Below are 14,514 nucleotides of genomic sequence, written 5' to 3'. Positions count from 1 at the left end.
CCAGCGTCATAAATTGTACACAAACAGGTCTGATTGTCGCCGATTCAGCGCCATGCTGACGGCATTTGCCAGACCGCGCCCATATTGATATTTCCCTTTATTTACAGCTGTTTTTTGTCATTTTGTGATCCGGGTTCGTGCCAATGACGCAACCGGGATCACAAGATGGCAGGAACAGGCCGCAATTTGCCCTTCGGCGCCAATGATGGCTTCCAATGAAAGCGAGGTTTGCTATCATCCGGAGACATTTTTCATCTGTCGCCGGCTACAAAAGAATACCCTCATGTACACACAGTTCTTCGGCCTCTCGGAACACCCGTTTTCCATCTCGCCCAATCCCAAATACCTCTATATGAGCGAGCGCCACGGCGAAGCCCTTGCTCATCTCAACTATGGATTGCAGGATGGCGGCGGCTTTGTGCTGCTGACCGGCGAAGTGGGCACCGGCAAAACCACCGTCTCCCGCTGCCTGCTGCAACAGCTGCCCGCCGAGACCGAGATCGCCTATATCCTCAACCCCTCTCTGACCGAACGGGATCTGCTGGCCGCCATCTGTGACGAGTTTCAACTCCCCTATCCCGAAGATGCCGGGATCAAGCGGCTGTTCGACCTTATTCGCGATCACCTGCTGGCCAACCTGGCGGCAGGCAAGCGCAGCGTGGTACTGGTGGATGAGGCGCAGCACCTGCTGCCCGGCGTACTGGAGCAGCTGCGTCTGCTCACCAACCTCGAAACCGACGAACGAAAACTGCTGCAAGTGGTGCTGATCGGTCAGCCCGAGCTGCAACAGATGCTGCGCCAACCCCTGCTGCGCCAGCTGGCCCAGCGCATTACCGCCCGCTATCACCTGCTGCCGCTCTCTCACAGCGATGTGGATGCCTACGTTCGCTTCCGGCTGCAAGTTGCAGGCTGCGTACAACCCATCTTCACCCCGCGCGCCATCAAGACACTCCATCGCCTGAGTGGCGGCATCCCCCGTTTCATCAACCTCATCTGCGACCGCGCCCTGATCGCCGCTTTCGCCCGTGGCAGCTACAAGATTGTCCACAGCGATATCAGCCAGGCCGCCTTCGAGGTCAATGGCGTTCGGGACGAAGGAAGCTGGGCCTCCGGTCTGATGGTGACGCTGGCGGGCGCCCTGCTGGTGGCCGCAGGCTGGTGGGGCTGGCAATTTTTCGGCGTGTTCCCCACCCGTCCGGTAGTCAAGGTCGAGGTGCCGGTCACCATCGACGAGACCGCCGAGCAGCAGGAGCAGCTGACCGAGGCGATCAATCAGGCCATCGACCCCGAGAGCGCCATGCAGAATCTCTATCGGGTCTGGGGTTATGAACCGGAACCGTTCGAGGCAACCTGTGACAACGCCCCCCGTGCCGGTCTGCGCTGCCAGGAGGGTGAGGCGAGCCTTGACGAGCTGCGCGCCCTGCAGTATCCCGCCATGATCACGCTCACTGATCAGACTGGCGGCCTCTACTACGCGACCCTGGTCAATCTGGGGCCGAGCAAGGCCAGCCTGATGATAGGCGACCAGAGCTGGCAGGTGGATCGCCAGTGGCTCAGCGACAACTGGGGCGGCAGCTACACCCTGCTCTGGCGCATGCCGAAAGGGGGCGTCAGCCTGATCGCCAGCAATGCCGGTCAGACCCAGATCCAGTGGCTCGACAACGCCCTGAGCCGTGCGCTGCAACAACCCGAACGCAAGGTGCGCCGCTTCGATAGCGAGCTCAAGAACAAGCTGCAGCAGTTCCAGCGGGATCAGGGGCTCACCCCTGATGGCATCGCTGGCAGCAACACCCTGCTGCGTCTCAACGCCCTCTCCGGTGAACCCATGCCCAGACTGGAGGAGGCCTCCTGATGTCTACCCTGCTCAAGGCGCTGCGCCGTGCGCAGCAACCGCAACTCTCTGCCCATATTCCGGCCATGGGCTTGCCCATGCCCCGGGAAGAGGAGCGCAGCCCACGCCGCATCGGCTGGCTGCTGGCTCCCCTTGCCTTGCTGCTGGGGGCGGGCGCCAACTATGGCTGGCATCTGATCCACCTGCGCCCCATCGAGGAGAAGGTGGAGGTGAAAGAGGTGATCACTCCACCCTTCGTGCGGGTTGAACCCAAGGCGATGCTGACTCGTCCGCTGCCCCCGCCCCTGCCGGAGCCGGTGGCCCAACCCAGAGCAGTGGCCAAAAACGAGGGGACCAGTCAGGGGAATACCCCCGCGCTGAGTCTGGCCGAGCAGCTGATGAAAGCCCTCAATGAAACGCCATTGCAGGAGACGCCACACGCCACCGGCCAGAACAACGTGCAACCGGCCCAGTTGATGGCGCTGGGCTCGGCACCCCAGTCGGTGCGCCAGCAGGTGCCGCAATTGAGCTACGGCTCTCATGTGTTCTCCTCCAACCCCGCCAAGCGGGCCGTGGTGCTTAATGGCCGGGAATACCGGGAAGGGAGCGAAATCGCCCCGGGAGTCGTGCTCGCCACCATTGACCAGCAATACATAGTGCTGCAGGTCGCCGGACAGAGCGTGACCCTCAAGGCGCTGCAGGATTGGCGAGGGTGAGTACGCACCGTACCCTGATGTTCGCTGGCAAGCAGGATGCACCTCACCTGAGTGCCACTTTTGTGAGCATTCAAAGGTTTACGGTGTGATGAAATATCCATTTTTACGGTTTGGCGCGCCCCGACCCGTTGTGTCACAGCCACCGGCCGTACACAATACGCAGCCGCCCCAGAGCCTGGAATTTGTTGATTAATATGACGCTACGATTCAGGGATGACATCTTGACCATGCTGCTGGCCCAGTGCCGGCGGCTTCCCATGACCAGAGTCACCCAGGTGGCCTTTCTGGCGCTGCTGATCATACTGGCCCAGCAGAGCGCCGCCCTCACCTGGCGTCTGCTCACCCTGGCAAACCCGCAAACCAGCCAACCGTGGCAACCCTCCGCAGTGGCGGTCAGCGGCCAGAGCAACCCGCGCCTTGAACTGGGCGAGGTAAGCCGACTGGCGCTGTTTGGCAAGGCGATCCCCAAGGCGCAAGCCAAAGCCGCCGTGGCCGCCAATGCGCCGCGTACCCAGCTCAATGCCCAGCTCAACGGAGTGTTGGCAAGCTCAGATCCCGCCAAATCCATCGCCATCATCGCCATGTCCGGCATCCAGAACTCCTACGGGGTCGGTGACATGATTGACGGCACCCAGGCGCGGATCCGGCAGGTCTATCCGGATCGGGTGATCATCGAGCGGGATGGCCGCGACGAGACCCTGATGCTGGATGGCGAGGAGTATGGCAAGCCGCTGCCGCAGACCAACACCGCTCCCCTTGGCTCCCTGCGCAGCGAGCTGATGGCCGATCCGGGCAAGATCACCGATTACCTCAATATTTCACCGGTTCAGGTGGATGGCCGCATGACCGGCTATCGCCTCAATCCGGGCAGCAATCCTGAGTTTTTCAACCAGAGCGGGCTGCAGGCCAATGACCTGGCCATCAGCATCAACGGGCTGGATTTACGGGACAACATGCAAGCCATGCAGGCGATGCAGCAGATGGCTGGCGCAACGGAAATGACAGTGACCGTCGAGCGACAGGGCGAACAGTTCGACATCTATGTGCGCTTGTCAGAATAATGATTTGGAGTCGTACCAATAATGACCACTAAAGGGAAAAGCTGGCGTCTGGCCACTATCGCAGCGGCACTGATGATGGCGGGCTCAGCCTGGGCCACCGAATACTCTGCCAGTTTCAAGAACGCCGACATTGAAGAGTTCATCAATACGGTGGGCAAGAACCTCAATAAAACCATCATCATAGAGCCCTCGGTGCGCGGCAAGATCAACGTGCGCAGCTACGACCTGCTCAATGAGGAGCAGTACTACCAGTTCTTCCTGAGCGTGCTCGACGTCTACGGCTTTGCCGTGGTGCCGATGGACAACGGGGTGCTCAAGGTGCTGCGCTCGCGGGATGCCAAGACCTCCGCCATTCCGGTGGTGGATGGCAGCAACCCGGGCTCCGGCGACGAGATGGTGACTAGAGTGGTGCCGGTGCGCAACGTCTCGGTCCGTGAACTGGCGCCGTTGCTGCGCCAGCTCAACGACAACGCCGGTGGTGGCAACGTGGTGCACTACGAGCCCTCCAACGTGCTGCTGATCACCGGCCGCGCCGCCGTGGTCAACCGCCTGGTGGAAGTGGTCAACCGGGTCGACCGCGCAGGCGATCAGGATGTGGACATCATCAAGCTCAAGTTTGCCTCGGCAGGTGAAATGGTGCGGCTGGTGACCAACCTCAACAAGGATGGCAACCCCCAGGGCGGCACCGCCTCCCTGCTGCTATCCCCCAAGGTGGTGGCCGACGAGCGTACCAACTCTGTGGTGGTGAGTGGTGAGCCGAAAGCGCGCGCCCGCATCATCCAGATGGTGCGCCAGCTCGACCGCGACCTGCAAAGCCAGGGCAACACCCGGGTCTTCTACCTCAAATATGGCAAGGCCAAAGATATGGTCGAGGTGCTCAAGGGGGTCAGCTCCAGCATCGAGGCCGACAAGAAGGGCGGCGGCGCAACCACAGGTGGCGCCAGCATCGGCGGTGGCAAGCTGGCCATCTCAGCCGACGAGACCACTAATGCGCTGGTCATCACCGCCCAGCCGGACGTGATGTCCGAACTGGAGCAGGTGGTGGCCAAGCTCGATATCCGCCGCGCCCAGGTGCTGGTGGAGGCGATCATCGTCGAAATAGCTGACAGCGATGGTCTGAACCTCGGGGTACAGTGGAATCATGCCGACTATGGTTCGATTCAATATCCCGATACCGGAGTTCCCATTACCTCGAAAGTCACAGCAGACAAGCTCAAAGATAACGGGAATCCGGAACCCATTACCAAACTCATGTCGACCGTAAATGGCATGGCCGCCGGTTTCTATCACGGCGACTGGGCCATGCTGACGACAGCGCTGGCTTCCAATACCAAGAACGATATTCTCTCGACCCCGAGTATCGTCACCATGGACAACAAAGAAGCCTCTTTCAATGCAGGCAAGGAAGTACCTGTCCAGACAGGCACTCAAAGTTCAACCAGTAGTGACAGCGTCTTCAATACCATTGAGCGCAAAACGGTCGGAACCAAGTTAACCGTCACCCCTCAGATCAACGAAGGGGATTCGGTGCTGCTGAATATCGAACAGGAGGTCTCCAGTGTTGGCAAGCAGGCTGAAGGTACCTCTGGTCTGGGCCCAACATTTGATACCCGTACAGTGAAAAACTCGGTATTGGTGAAGAGCGGTGAAACCGTGGTGCTGGGCGGTTTGATGGATGAACAGACCAAAGAAGAAATCTCCAAGGTACCACTGCTCGGTGATATTCCTGTGCTGGGCTATCTGTTTCGCTCCACCTCCAACTCAACATCCAAGCGCAATCTGATGGTCTTTATCCGCCCGACCATTTTGCGTGATGCCGATGTGTACTCCGGCCTATCCAATAACAAATATTCCCTGTTCCGTGCTGAACAACTGGACGCGGCAGCTCAGGAAGGGTACCTCACCTCACCCAAGCGCCAGGTATTACCGGTTTACGGCCAGGATGTGATGGTGTCGCCCGAGCTGCAAAAAGAGATCCAGAAGCAGATCAACGAGATGCGGAGCAGACAGCAAAGCACTGTCGAGACCACCACCCCGTTTGTGCAGAGTAAGCCCTGATGAGTGCCTACCATCTGGATGGAAGCGTCGGGCCTGCGCCACTGCCCGAGCTCCCCTTTGTCTTTGCCCGCAATTTCGGGGTGATCCTGATTGAGCGGGAGGGCGCCCCCGTGCTGCAGTGCCGCCCTGGCGTCACCCCGCAAGCCCTGCTGGAAGTGCGGCGGGTCGCGGGTTGCAGCTTCGCGGTGGAGCAACTCGACAACGAGGCCTTCGAAGAGCTGCTGATGGCTCACTACCAGCGAGACTCCTCCGAAGCGCGCCAGCTGATGGAAGATCTCGGCAACGAGATGGACTTCTTCGCCTTGGCCGAAGAGCTGCCGCAAAGCGAAGATCTGCTGGATGCCGATGACGACGCCCCCATCATTCGTCTCATCAACGCTATGCTGAGCGAGGCGATCAAGGAGGAGGCCTCCGATATCCATATCGAGACCTTTGAGCGGGCACTGGTCATTCGTTTTCGCATCGACGGGGTGCTGCGGGAGATCCTGCGCCCCCATCGCAAGCTGGCATCACTGCTGGTCTCGCGGATCAAGGTGATGTCGCGGATGGATATCGCCGAGAAGCGGGTGCCGCAAGATGGCCGTATCTCGTTGCGTATCGGCGGTCGCGCCGTCGACGTGCGGGTCTCCACCATGCCGTCCAGCTACGGCGAGCGGGTGGTATTGCGTCTGCTCGACAAGAACAACGTGCGCCTCGAGCTCAAGCAGCTGGGGATGACAGCGGCCAACCGCACCATCATCAGCGAGCTTATTCGCAAGCCCCACGGCATTATTCTGGTTACCGGCCCGACCGGTTCCGGTAAATCCACCACCCTCTATGCGGCGCTCTCCGAAATCAACTCGCGGGATCGCAACATCCTGACGGTGGAAGACCCCATCGAATATGACCTCGAAGGGGTGGGCCAGACCCAGGTCAACACCAAGGTGGACATGACCTTCGCCCGCGGCCTGCGCGCCATTCTGCGCCAGGATCCGGATGTGGTGATGGTGGGGGAAATCCGAGATCTGGAAACCGCCCAGATTGCGGTGCAGGCTTCACTGACCGGCCACCTGGTGATGTCGACCCTGCACACCAACACCGCCATCGGCGCCATCACCCGGATGCGGGACATGGGGATCGAGCCCTTCCTGCTCTCCTCGTCGCTCTTGGCGGTGCTGGCCCAGCGGCTGGTGCGCACCCTCTGCCCCGATTGCCGCGCCCCGCGCCCCATCACCGAGCAGGAGCGCCTCGCCATGGGCATCGAGCTGGCCCCCGACCAGCAGGTGTGGCGCCCGGTCGGCTGCGAGCTGTGCAACCACACCGGCTACCGTGGCCGGACCGGTATCCACGAGCTGGTAGTGATCGATGAAGCGGTGCGTGAAGCCATTCACAGCGCCAGCGGCGAGCTCGCCATCGAGCGGCTGATCCGCGGCCACACCCCCAGCATCCGCCGTGACGGCATCGACAAGGTCCTCAAGGGGCAGACCAGCCTCGAAGAGGTACTGCGCGTGACCCGGGAAGATTGAGATGGCGGCATTCGAATACAAGGCCCTCGACAACAAGGGGCGCAGCAAGAGCGGCGTGATGGAGGGGGATTCCGCCCGTCAGGTACGCCAGTTGCTGCGCGAGCAGGGGCTCACCCCCCTCGAGGTGAACGAGACCACCGAGAAGGCGAAACGGGAGGCGACCCGCTTCGCCCTGTTTCGGCGCGGTGCCAGCACTGCCGAGCTGGCTCTGATCACTCGCCAGCTAGCCACTCTGGTGGGGGCCGGTCTCACCATCGAAGAGGCGCTCAAAGCGGTGGCCGAGCAGTGCGAAAAGGCACACTTGCGCTCTCTGGTGGCGACCGTGCGCAGCAAGGTGGTGGAAGGCTATTCGCTGGCCGACTCGCTGGGGGCTTTTCCCCATGTGTTCGACCAGCTGTTTCGCTCCATGGTGGCTGCCGGTGAAAAATCGGGCCATCTGGAAAAAGTGCTCAACCGCCTTGCCGACTACACCGAGCAGCGCCAGCATATGCGCACCAAGCTGCTGCAGGCGATGATCTACCCCATCGTGCTCACCTGTGTCGCTATCGGGGTTATCTCGATCCTGCTTACCGCCGTGGTGCCCAAGGTGGTGGCCCAGTTTGAACATATGGGTCAACAGTTGCCGGGCACCACCCGCTTTCTCATCGGTACCAGCGAACTGATGCAGGCCTACGGCCTCTGGTTCCTGCTGCTGATCTTCCTTGGCAGCTTTGTCTGGCGCTGGTGGCTCACCGATGAAAAGCGTCGCCGACGCTGGCATCAGGTGCTGCTCGGCCTGCCGGTGATTGGCCGGGTCAGCCGCGGTCTCAACACCGCCCGCTTCGCCCGAACTCTAAGCATCCTCAATGCCAGTGCGGTGCCGCTGCTGGAGGGGATGAAAATCTCCGGCGAAGTGCTCTCCAACGACTTTGCCAGAATGCGCATTCTTGAGGCCGCCGAACGGGTGCGCGAGGGGACCAGTCTGCGCAAGTCGCTGACCGAGACCAAGATTTTCCCGCCCATGATGCTGCACATGATCGCCTCCGGCGAGCAGAGCGGCGAGCTCGACAGTATGCTGGAGCGGGCGGCAGACAACCAGGATCGGGAGTTTGAATCCCAGGTCAATATCGCCCTCGGGGTGTTCGAACCCATGCTGGTGGTCTCCATGGCCGGGGTGGTGCTGTTTATCGTGATGTCGATCCTGCAGCCGATCCTCGAGCTCAACAATATGGTGAATATGTAAGTTTCCGGTGTTCGGTGGCGCCGCTGGCGGCCCGTCGAACCCACCCAGTGATCACTCTCTGATGGGCTATCCCATCTCATTCGTTACGGAGCAACTCATGAACAAACGTCGTCAATCCGGTTTTACCCTGCTGGAAGTCATGGTGGTCATCGTGATCCTCGGCATTCTGGCCAGTCTGGTGGTGCCCAACCTGATGGGCAACAAGGAGAAGGCTGACCAGCAGAAAGCGGTCTCCGATATCGTGGCGCTGGAAAACGCCCTCGACATGTACAAGCTGGACAACAACCGCTACCCGACCACAGAACAGGGTCTGGACGCGCTGGTGACCAAGCCTTCCATCGATCCGGCGCCGCGCAGCTACCGCGATGGCGGCTACATCAAGCGCCTGCCGCAAGATCCCTGGGGCAACCCGTACCAGCTGCTGAGCCCGGGCCAGTTCGGCAAGATCGACATCTTCTCCATGGGTCTGGATGGCGAAGCCGGTACCGATGACGACATCGGCAACTGGAACCTGAAGGATTTCGAATAAGTGATGTGCCGCCAGCGCATTCACTCCGCCTTGCTGGAGCAGCCTGAATGAGGGCTGCGCCATCTGCTCGTCGCCAAGCCGGCTTTACCCTGCTGGAGGTGCTGGTCGTTGCCATGTTGATGGGTCGGCTTGAGGCTACCGCTATGCAGTTGAGGCTGGCGCCATGAAACAGAGTCGCCAGGCTGGTTTTACCCTGCTGGAAGTGTTGCTGGTCGCCATGCTGATGGGGCTGGTGGCCACCGCCGTCACCCTCAGCATGGGAGGAGCCAGAGGGGATCGGGAGCTGGACAAGCAGGCGCGTCGCCTGATGGCGACGCTGCAGCTGGCGCAGGAGTACGCGGTGATGGATGGTCGGCTGGTAGGCATTCGCATCGAAGATAACGGCTGGCAGTTTATGCAGCGTCAGGCCAAAGATCGCAAGTGGCTGGCCCTGACTGGCGACAAGCAGCTGGGGCCGGTGCAACTGGCCGAGAACATGACGCTGGCGCTGGAGCTGGAAGGCTTTGGCTGGCAGCCTGACTCCGACGAGAAAACCGAACAGAAGCGCGACGAGAAGGAGCGCACGCCGCAGTTGCTCATCTTCCCGGGTGGCGAGCTGAGCCCGTTCGTGCTCACCTTCACCCAGCAGGATGAAGATGCCCGCTACACCCGCATCGTCAAGGGGGACGAGTTCGGCCGCCTCACCCTGCTCACCGGTGATGAAGATGAAGAGGTGGGCGAATGAACGCTCGCGGTATGACCTTACTCGAAGTGATGGTGGCGCTGGCAGTCTTTGCCATCGCGGGTCTCGCGGTAATGAAAACCGCCAGCGAACACCTCTCGGCCCTCAACTATCTGGAGCAGAAGACCTTGGCCACCTGGGTGGTGGAGAACCAGCTGGTGCAACAGAAGCTCGAGAACAAGTGGCCTGGTGGCAGCTGGGTGGAAGGGGATGAGCAGATGGCCGGGCAGACTTGGTACTGGCGCTATCGCGGTGTCGCCACCGCCGACAACAACTTCCGGGCACTCGATATGGAAGTGCGCACCGAGGCCAAGGCCGAGAACCCGGTCGCCATGATGCGGACCTATATCAGCCGATGACCCAGCACGTTGCCCGCACGCCTCGCCCCGTCCGCCATGCCGGTTTCACCCTGCTCGAGATGCTGGTGGCGATCGCCATCTTCGCCAGCCTCAGCATGGGGGCCTATCAGGTGCTGCAGGGGGTGCTCACCAGCGACGAGGTGGCCAAGCGCAAGGAGGCCCGCCTCAACGAATTGCAGCTCGCCTTCACCCTGCTGGAGCGAGACATCACCCAGATGGTGCCGCGCAGCGGTCGCATCGAGGGGGAGAACAACAAGGTGCTGCTGGCGGCCTCCCGGTTCGGCCAGCAGAGCGATGACTGGGGTATGGCTTTTATGCGCAGCGGCTGGCTCAACCCGGACGGCATGCTGCCTCGCTCCCATCTGCAACGGGTCGGCTGGCGCCTCAAGGATCAGAAGCTGGAGCGCCTGAGCTACCTCTATCCGGATCCGGTGATCGGCACCGAGCCGCGCATCCAGCCGGTGCTGGCGGGAGTCACGGCGTTTCGCCTCTACTTCTTCGACAAGGGCAACTGGAAAGAGGAGTGGACCCAGCGCAGCGTACTGCCCCACGGGCTGGCAGTGGAGCTGGATCTGGAAGATTACGGCACCATTCGCCGTCAGTTCCTGATTGGCGCCGGTGGCCAGCGCGCCGAAGAGAACAGCCAGAGCAGCAACCCCGACCAAGGTGGCAACAACAACAACAACAACAACAACAACGGGAACAACGGCGGCAACGGCAATACCAATGGCGGTAATGGTGACAGCCAGAACGGAGGGGGCGCCAATGCGGGCTAATCTCGCCGCTCCCGATCGCCAGCGCGGCATGGCGCTGCTGGTGGTGCTGCTGATCCTCTCGGTGATGGTGATCATCGCCAGCAATATGAGCGGCCGCCTGCAGCTTGAGCTGCGCCGCACCGCCAACATCACCACCGGCAAACAGGCGTGGTGGTATGCCCTCTCGGCAGAGGCGCTGGTGAGCAAGGTGCTGACGCAGGATTTCAAGGACAACCCCGAGGTGGTCAACCTCAGCCAGAACTGGGCCCGCAAGAACACTGTATTTCCGCTGGACGATGGCCAGCTCAAGGGCGAGGTGACCGACCTGCAATCCTGCTTCAACCTCAACAGCCTGAGCGTGGCCTCCAAGGCGGGAAGCGGCGAGGATCTGGCGCAGCAGCCCTATCCGGTGCAGGTGTTTCGCGAACTGCTCAAACAGCTGGCGATGGATGATTACGAAGCGGCCCAGCTCACCGATGCCATCCGTGACTGGACTGACAAGGATACGGTGCTGGTCTCCAGCCTTGGTGCAGAGGACGCCTATTACGAGGGTCTCAAGCCACCCTATCTGACCGCCAACCAGTGGATGCTGGGCAAGGATGAGCTGCGGGCGGTGCGCGGGGTGACGGCCAGGGTCTATGCCAAACTGGCTCCCTATGTCTGCACCCTGCCCAACGACAAGTTGAAGATCAATATCAATACCCTTGCCCCCCAGCGCCCCGAGCTGCTGGTCGCCCTCTATCTGGGCACTATCGGGCTGGATGACGCCAAGCGAGTACTGAACGAGCGGCCACAGAAGGGGTGGAAAGAGAGCAAGCTGATGACGGACATGCTCGCTCCGGTCGATTCGGTGAAAGGGCTGAAAGATGCGCTGGTGGTCAAGAGCGACTTCTTCGAAGCCCGAGTCGTGGCCGAGGTCGGCGATAACCGGGCCTGGCTCGAAACCCTGTTCCAGCGGGGCAAGGACAATAAACTGGTGATGCTGCGCCGCCTCAGTAGCGGCGCCGAATAAACAGCGCACCGGCGGGCCTTCGCCCGCGGGTACGAGAGATGTTGGATGCAGCCTGCGGGCTGCGCACCGGTTGCCAGGGCGCACAACGCCCTTTGCAAACCGGTATCGCAGGAGAGAGATGCGTGAGCGAAAGTCTGGTCATCCGACTGGGGACCAATAAACAACAACCCGTGGCCTGGCTGGTCTGGTCCGGTCAGGAGCAGGAGATCATCGCCTCCGGCACCCTGCCCTCGGCCGATGCCCTGGGCGAGCTGCAGGAGCGGGCCGGTGGCCGCCCCGTGGTCACCCTGGTGCCGGGCAGCGATCTGATCTTCCGGCGCGTCACCCTGCCGGGTCGCTACAACCGCCAGTCGGCGGCGGCCCTCCCCTATCTGCTGGAGGAGCAGATCGCCTCCGATGTGGACGAGCTCCATCTGGTGGTGCTGGCCCACGAAGGGCAACAGGTCGACCTGATGGCGGTGGATCGGCAGAAGATGAGCGAGTGGCTCGGCTGGCTCGATGCCGCTGGCCTCAAGAGCCTGCAACTGCTGCCCGATGTGCTGGCGCTGCCACAGGCCGCTGATGGCTGGTCTGCGCTGCAACTCGACAGCGAGTGGCTGGTACGTCAGGGCCCCTGTCTGGGGATCGTCGCCGACGAGCCGCTGCTGGCTATTTTGCTGGCAACCGAAGTCGAGCCGGTCACCATCCACAGCCACACACCGGTGCCCGCCATTGCCGCCGCCAACTGGCAGGCGGCGGAGCCCGAACTCCCCATGCTGCTGCTAGCCAAAGGGGCACTCACCTGCCGCGCCAACCTGCTGACCGGCCCCTACCGGCCGCAGACCGAATATGCCCGCTACTGGTTGCAGTGGCGCAAGGTGGCCATCACCGCAGGCTTGTTGCTGCTGGTGGCCCTCGGCCAGCGCGGGGTGCAGCTCTATCAGCTCACCGAGCAGGACAAGGCGCTGAAAGCGGAGATCCGCGCCGTCTATACCCGCATCTTCCCGGGTGAAAGCCGCATCGTGAACGTGCGCAGCCAGATGAACCAGCATCTGCAACAGATGGGACAAGCCCCGCAAAACGGCGTGCTGCTGATGCTCACCGAGCTGGCCCCCACCTTTGCCGAAGTCCCCGGTCTGAAACCACAGGTGATGCGCTTTGATGCCAGTCGCCGCGAGCTGAGGCTGCAGGTGACCGCCCCAGGCTTTGCCGAGATCGAGCGGTTCCGTGAGCTGGCTGGCAAGCAATTCGAGGTACAGCAAGGCGAGGTGCGCAGCACCGAGGGCAAGGTAGAGGGCGCACTGGTGCTCAAGGGTAAATCATCATGATGGAAAAATTGCAGGGCTGGTGGCACGGCATCACAGCACGGGAACAGCGGCTGGTGGTCGCAGGCGGCGTTCTGCTGCTGGTCGGTCTCTTCTACTGGAGCGTCTGGCAGCCCATCGCCAACCGCATCGCGGAGCAGGAGCGGCAGGTGCAGAACCAGCAGCAGACCCTCGCCTGGCTCAAGGAGAAGGGGGAAGAGGTGCTGGCCATGCAGGGTGGATCGGGTCGCCAGATCGATACCAGCGGCACCCTGGAAGGGGTGGTCAACCGCACCGCCTTCAACCACAAGATCAAGATTTCCCGGCTGCAACCCCAGGCGCAGGAGCTGCAAGTGTGGATCGACACTGTCCAGTTCGATGACTTGCTGCTCTGGCTCTCCACGCTGGTGGAGCAGCACGGCATTCAGGTTCAAATCATAGAGATCGCCCGCGAGGATCTGGCTCCGGGTCTGGTCAAGGTCAGACGTTTGCAGTTGAGTCGTCCACAATGAAAAAACGCATCCTGATTGCCAGCCTGTTTCTGGCCGCCTATCTGCTCTTCCTGCTGGCCACCCTGCCCGCGGCACTGGTAGCTCGCCATCTGCCGCTGCCTGCCAACATTGCCAACCTGCTGAAACTGGAAGGGGTGAGCGGCACCCTCTGGAGTGGCCAGATTGCCCGACTGCAATATGCCAGCGAATCGGTGAACCAGCTGCGCTGGGATCTCAACGGCTGGTCGCTGCTGCGCTTCGCCCCCGAAGTGGCCATTCGCTTTGGCGATCGCAACGGTCTCAATGGTCAGGGCGTTGTCGGCTGGAATGGCGCCGCCTTCGGCCGGGATCTGACCCTCAACGCCCCCGCCCCCTGGTTGCTGAGCCGGGTGCCGATGCGCCTGCCGATCCCGCTCACCGTCAGCGGCCAGCTGCAGCTCAAAGTGGAACAATTTGCCCAGGGCAACCCCTGGTGTGACAACCTCTACGGCAACCTCGACTGGTACAACGCCAGCGCCGATACCCCGGCGGGCAAGCTGGATCTGGCCGACCCCGAGGTGAAACTCACCTGCCTCGACTCCAAACTGGTGGCTGAACTCAAGCAGAGCTCCGATGCGGTGCAGACCATGGGTCGCCTCGAGCTGCAACCCAATGGCCAATACCTGTTCCAGGGCACCCTGAAACCGGGCCCGGCACTGCCACCGCAGATGCAACAGGGGCTTCCCTTCCTCGGCCAGCCCGACAGTCAGGGCCGCTTTCCCCTGCGCTATCAGGGGCGGATCTAAGCCATCATTCAAGGTGAAAATGGCTCAGGGACAACCCGAGCCATTTTCATCGTCCATGTGACGTGTCCGTTGAAATGTATGGAGATGGTATTCACCTGACAGTTGCCCACAAAAGGGAGTGGTCATACGGCTTCAAACCGGATAACAAAACGGTACCCCTACCGTGTTATCCGGAGTCACCGTATG

At 61.6% G+C, this 14,514-nt stretch carries 14 protein-coding genes and 1 pseudogene; all 15 read left to right on the top strand.

All coding sequences use genetic code 11. The annotated features are described in order from the left end of the window. Positions 1-283 precede the first annotated feature (283 nt). The 15 genes and pseudogenes from ACB040_RS17630 to exeN all read left to right on the top strand — a co-directional run bounded on the left by ACB040_RS17630 (position 284) and on the right by exeN (position 14,328). Entirely contained in the window at positions 284-1,852 is a 1,569-nt protein-coding gene (locus ACB040_RS17630; protein WP_263717906.1) for an ExeA family protein, read from the top strand. Continuing rightward, positions 1,852-2,547 (top strand): GspB family T2SS assembly factor variant ExeB, encoded by a 696-nt coding sequence (gene exeB, locus ACB040_RS17625; protein ID WP_371155810.1) that lies wholly within the window; start codon positions 1,852-1,854, stop codon positions 2,545-2,547. The genes ACB040_RS17630 and exeB overlap by 1 nt, the downstream gene beginning before the upstream one ends. Before the next feature lie 227 nt (positions 2,548-2,774). Continuing rightward, the gene (gene exeC, locus ACB040_RS17620; RefSeq protein ID WP_320109983.1) at positions 2,775-3,608 is read left to right on the top strand and encodes a GspC family type II secretion system variant ExeC; all 834 of its coding nucleotides are present in this window, start codon (positions 2,775-2,777) and stop codon (positions 3,606-3,608) included. Between the two features lie 21 nt (positions 3,609-3,629). Further along, positions 3,630-5,666, top strand: coding sequence for a GspD family T2SS secretin variant ExeD (exeD, locus tag ACB040_RS17615; RefSeq protein ID WP_338774226.1), 2,037 nt, complete (start codon positions 3,630-3,632; stop codon positions 5,664-5,666). Then, on the top strand, positions 5,666-7,171 hold the full coding sequence (gene exeE / locus ACB040_RS17610; protein WP_058057784.1) for a GspE family T2SS ATPase variant ExeE: 1,506 nt from the start codon (positions 5,666-5,668) through the stop codon (positions 7,169-7,171). The genes exeD and exeE overlap by 1 nt, the downstream gene beginning before the upstream one ends. Before the next feature lies 1 nt (position 7,172). Further along, entirely contained in the window at positions 7,173-8,393 is a 1,221-nt protein-coding gene (exeF, locus tag ACB040_RS17605; RefSeq protein ID WP_005338296.1) for a GspF family T2SS innner membrane protein variant ExeF, read from the top strand. A 97-nt stretch (positions 8,394-8,490) separates the two neighbouring features. Then, positions 8,491-8,922 carry a GspG family T2SS major pseudopilin variant ExeG gene (gene exeG, locus ACB040_RS17600; protein ID WP_371155807.1) on the top strand — a complete coding sequence of 144 codons (432 nt, stop codon included), beginning with the start codon at positions 8,491-8,493 and terminating at the stop codon, positions 8,920-8,922. A gap of 47 nt (positions 8,923-8,969) precedes the next feature. Further along, positions 8,970-9,089, top strand: coding sequence for a type II secretion system protein (locus tag ACB040_RS17595; RefSeq protein WP_371155805.1), 120 nt, complete (start codon positions 8,970-8,972; stop codon positions 9,087-9,089). Next, the gene (exeH, locus tag ACB040_RS17590) at positions 9,086-9,646 is read left to right on the top strand and encodes a GspH family T2SS minor pseudopilin variant ExeH (protein ID WP_338774221.1); all 561 of its coding nucleotides are present in this window, start codon (positions 9,086-9,088) and stop codon (positions 9,644-9,646) included. Before ACB040_RS17595 ends, exeH begins: the two co-directional genes overlap by 4 nt. Further along, complete coding sequence (gene exeI, locus ACB040_RS17585; RefSeq protein WP_371155803.1) at positions 9,643-10,002, top strand: GspI family T2SS minor pseudopilin variant ExeI; 360 nt, start codon at positions 9,643-9,645, stop codon at positions 10,000-10,002. The genes exeH and exeI overlap by 4 nt, the downstream gene beginning before the upstream one ends. Next, positions 9,999-10,646 (top strand): annotated as a pseudogene (gene gspJ / locus ACB040_RS17580) (type II secretion system minor pseudopilin GspJ); the annotation flags it as partial. The gene exeI and the pseudogene gspJ, both read left to right, overlap by 4 nt. A gap of 121 nt (positions 10,647-10,767) precedes the next feature. Next, complete coding sequence (exeK, locus tag ACB040_RS17575; RefSeq protein WP_371155801.1) at positions 10,768-11,769, top strand: GspK family T2SS minor pseudopilin variant ExeK; 1,002 nt, start codon at positions 10,768-10,770, stop codon at positions 11,767-11,769. A 122-nt stretch (positions 11,770-11,891) separates the two neighbouring features. Further along, positions 11,892-13,076: a GspL family type II secretion system protein ExeL gene (exeL, locus tag ACB040_RS17570; protein ID WP_371155799.1), complete on the top strand. Its 1,185-nt coding sequence runs from the start codon at positions 11,892-11,894 to the stop codon at positions 13,074-13,076. Next, positions 13,073-13,564, top strand: a complete 492-nt coding sequence (exeM, locus tag ACB040_RS17565) for a GspM family type II secretion system protein ExeM (protein ID WP_371155797.1) — start codon at positions 13,073-13,075, stop codon at positions 13,562-13,564. The genes exeL and exeM overlap by 4 nt, the downstream gene beginning before the upstream one ends. After that, positions 13,561-14,328: a GspN family type II secretion system protein ExeN gene (gene exeN, locus ACB040_RS17560; RefSeq protein WP_371155795.1), complete on the top strand. Its 768-nt coding sequence runs from the start codon at positions 13,561-13,563 to the stop codon at positions 14,326-14,328. The genes exeM and exeN overlap by 4 nt, the downstream gene beginning before the upstream one ends. Positions 14,329-14,514 lie beyond the last annotated feature (186 nt).

This window comes from Aeromonas sp. S11(2024), assembly GCF_041402345.1.
Lineage (GTDB): Bacteria > Pseudomonadota > Gammaproteobacteria > Enterobacterales > Aeromonadaceae > Aeromonas > Aeromonas veronii.
Note: the sequence above shows the minus strand (reverse complement) of the source record. Positions and strands in the feature narration are given on the sequence as shown.

Coding starts and splice junctions, on each gene's coding strand:
- exeH (WP_338774221.1), top strand. CDS start 9,086: ATGAAACAGAGTCGCCAGGCTGGTTTTACCCTGCTGGAAGTGTTGCTG.
- exeD (WP_338774226.1), top strand. CDS start 3,630: ATGACCACTAAAGGGAAAAGCTGGCGTCTGGCCACTATCGCAGCGGCA.
- exeE (WP_058057784.1), top strand. CDS start 5,666: ATGAGTGCCTACCATCTGGATGGAAGCGTCGGGCCTGCGCCACTGCCC.
- exeC (WP_320109983.1), top strand. CDS start 2,775: ATGCTGCTGGCCCAGTGCCGGCGGCTTCCCATGACCAGAGTCACCCAG.
- exeG (WP_371155807.1), top strand. CDS start 8,491: ATGAACAAACGTCGTCAATCCGGTTTTACCCTGCTGGAAGTCATGGTG.
- ACB040_RS17595 (WP_371155805.1), top strand. CDS start 8,970: ATGAGGGCTGCGCCATCTGCTCGTCGCCAAGCCGGCTTTACCCTGCTG.
- exeK (WP_371155801.1), top strand. CDS start 10,768: ATGCGGGCTAATCTCGCCGCTCCCGATCGCCAGCGCGGCATGGCGCTG.
- exeN (WP_371155795.1), top strand. CDS start 13,561: ATGAAAAAACGCATCCTGATTGCCAGCCTGTTTCTGGCCGCCTATCTG.
- ACB040_RS17630 (WP_263717906.1), top strand. CDS start 284: ATGTACACACAGTTCTTCGGCCTCTCGGAACACCCGTTTTCCATCTCG.
- exeF (WP_005338296.1), top strand. CDS start 7,173: ATGGCGGCATTCGAATACAAGGCCCTCGACAACAAGGGGCGCAGCAAG.
- exeI (WP_371155803.1), top strand. CDS start 9,643: ATGAACGCTCGCGGTATGACCTTACTCGAAGTGATGGTGGCGCTGGCA.
- exeB (WP_371155810.1), top strand. CDS start 1,852: ATGTCTACCCTGCTCAAGGCGCTGCGCCGTGCGCAGCAACCGCAACTC.
- exeM (WP_371155797.1), top strand. CDS start 13,073: ATGATGGAAAAATTGCAGGGCTGGTGGCACGGCATCACAGCACGGGAA.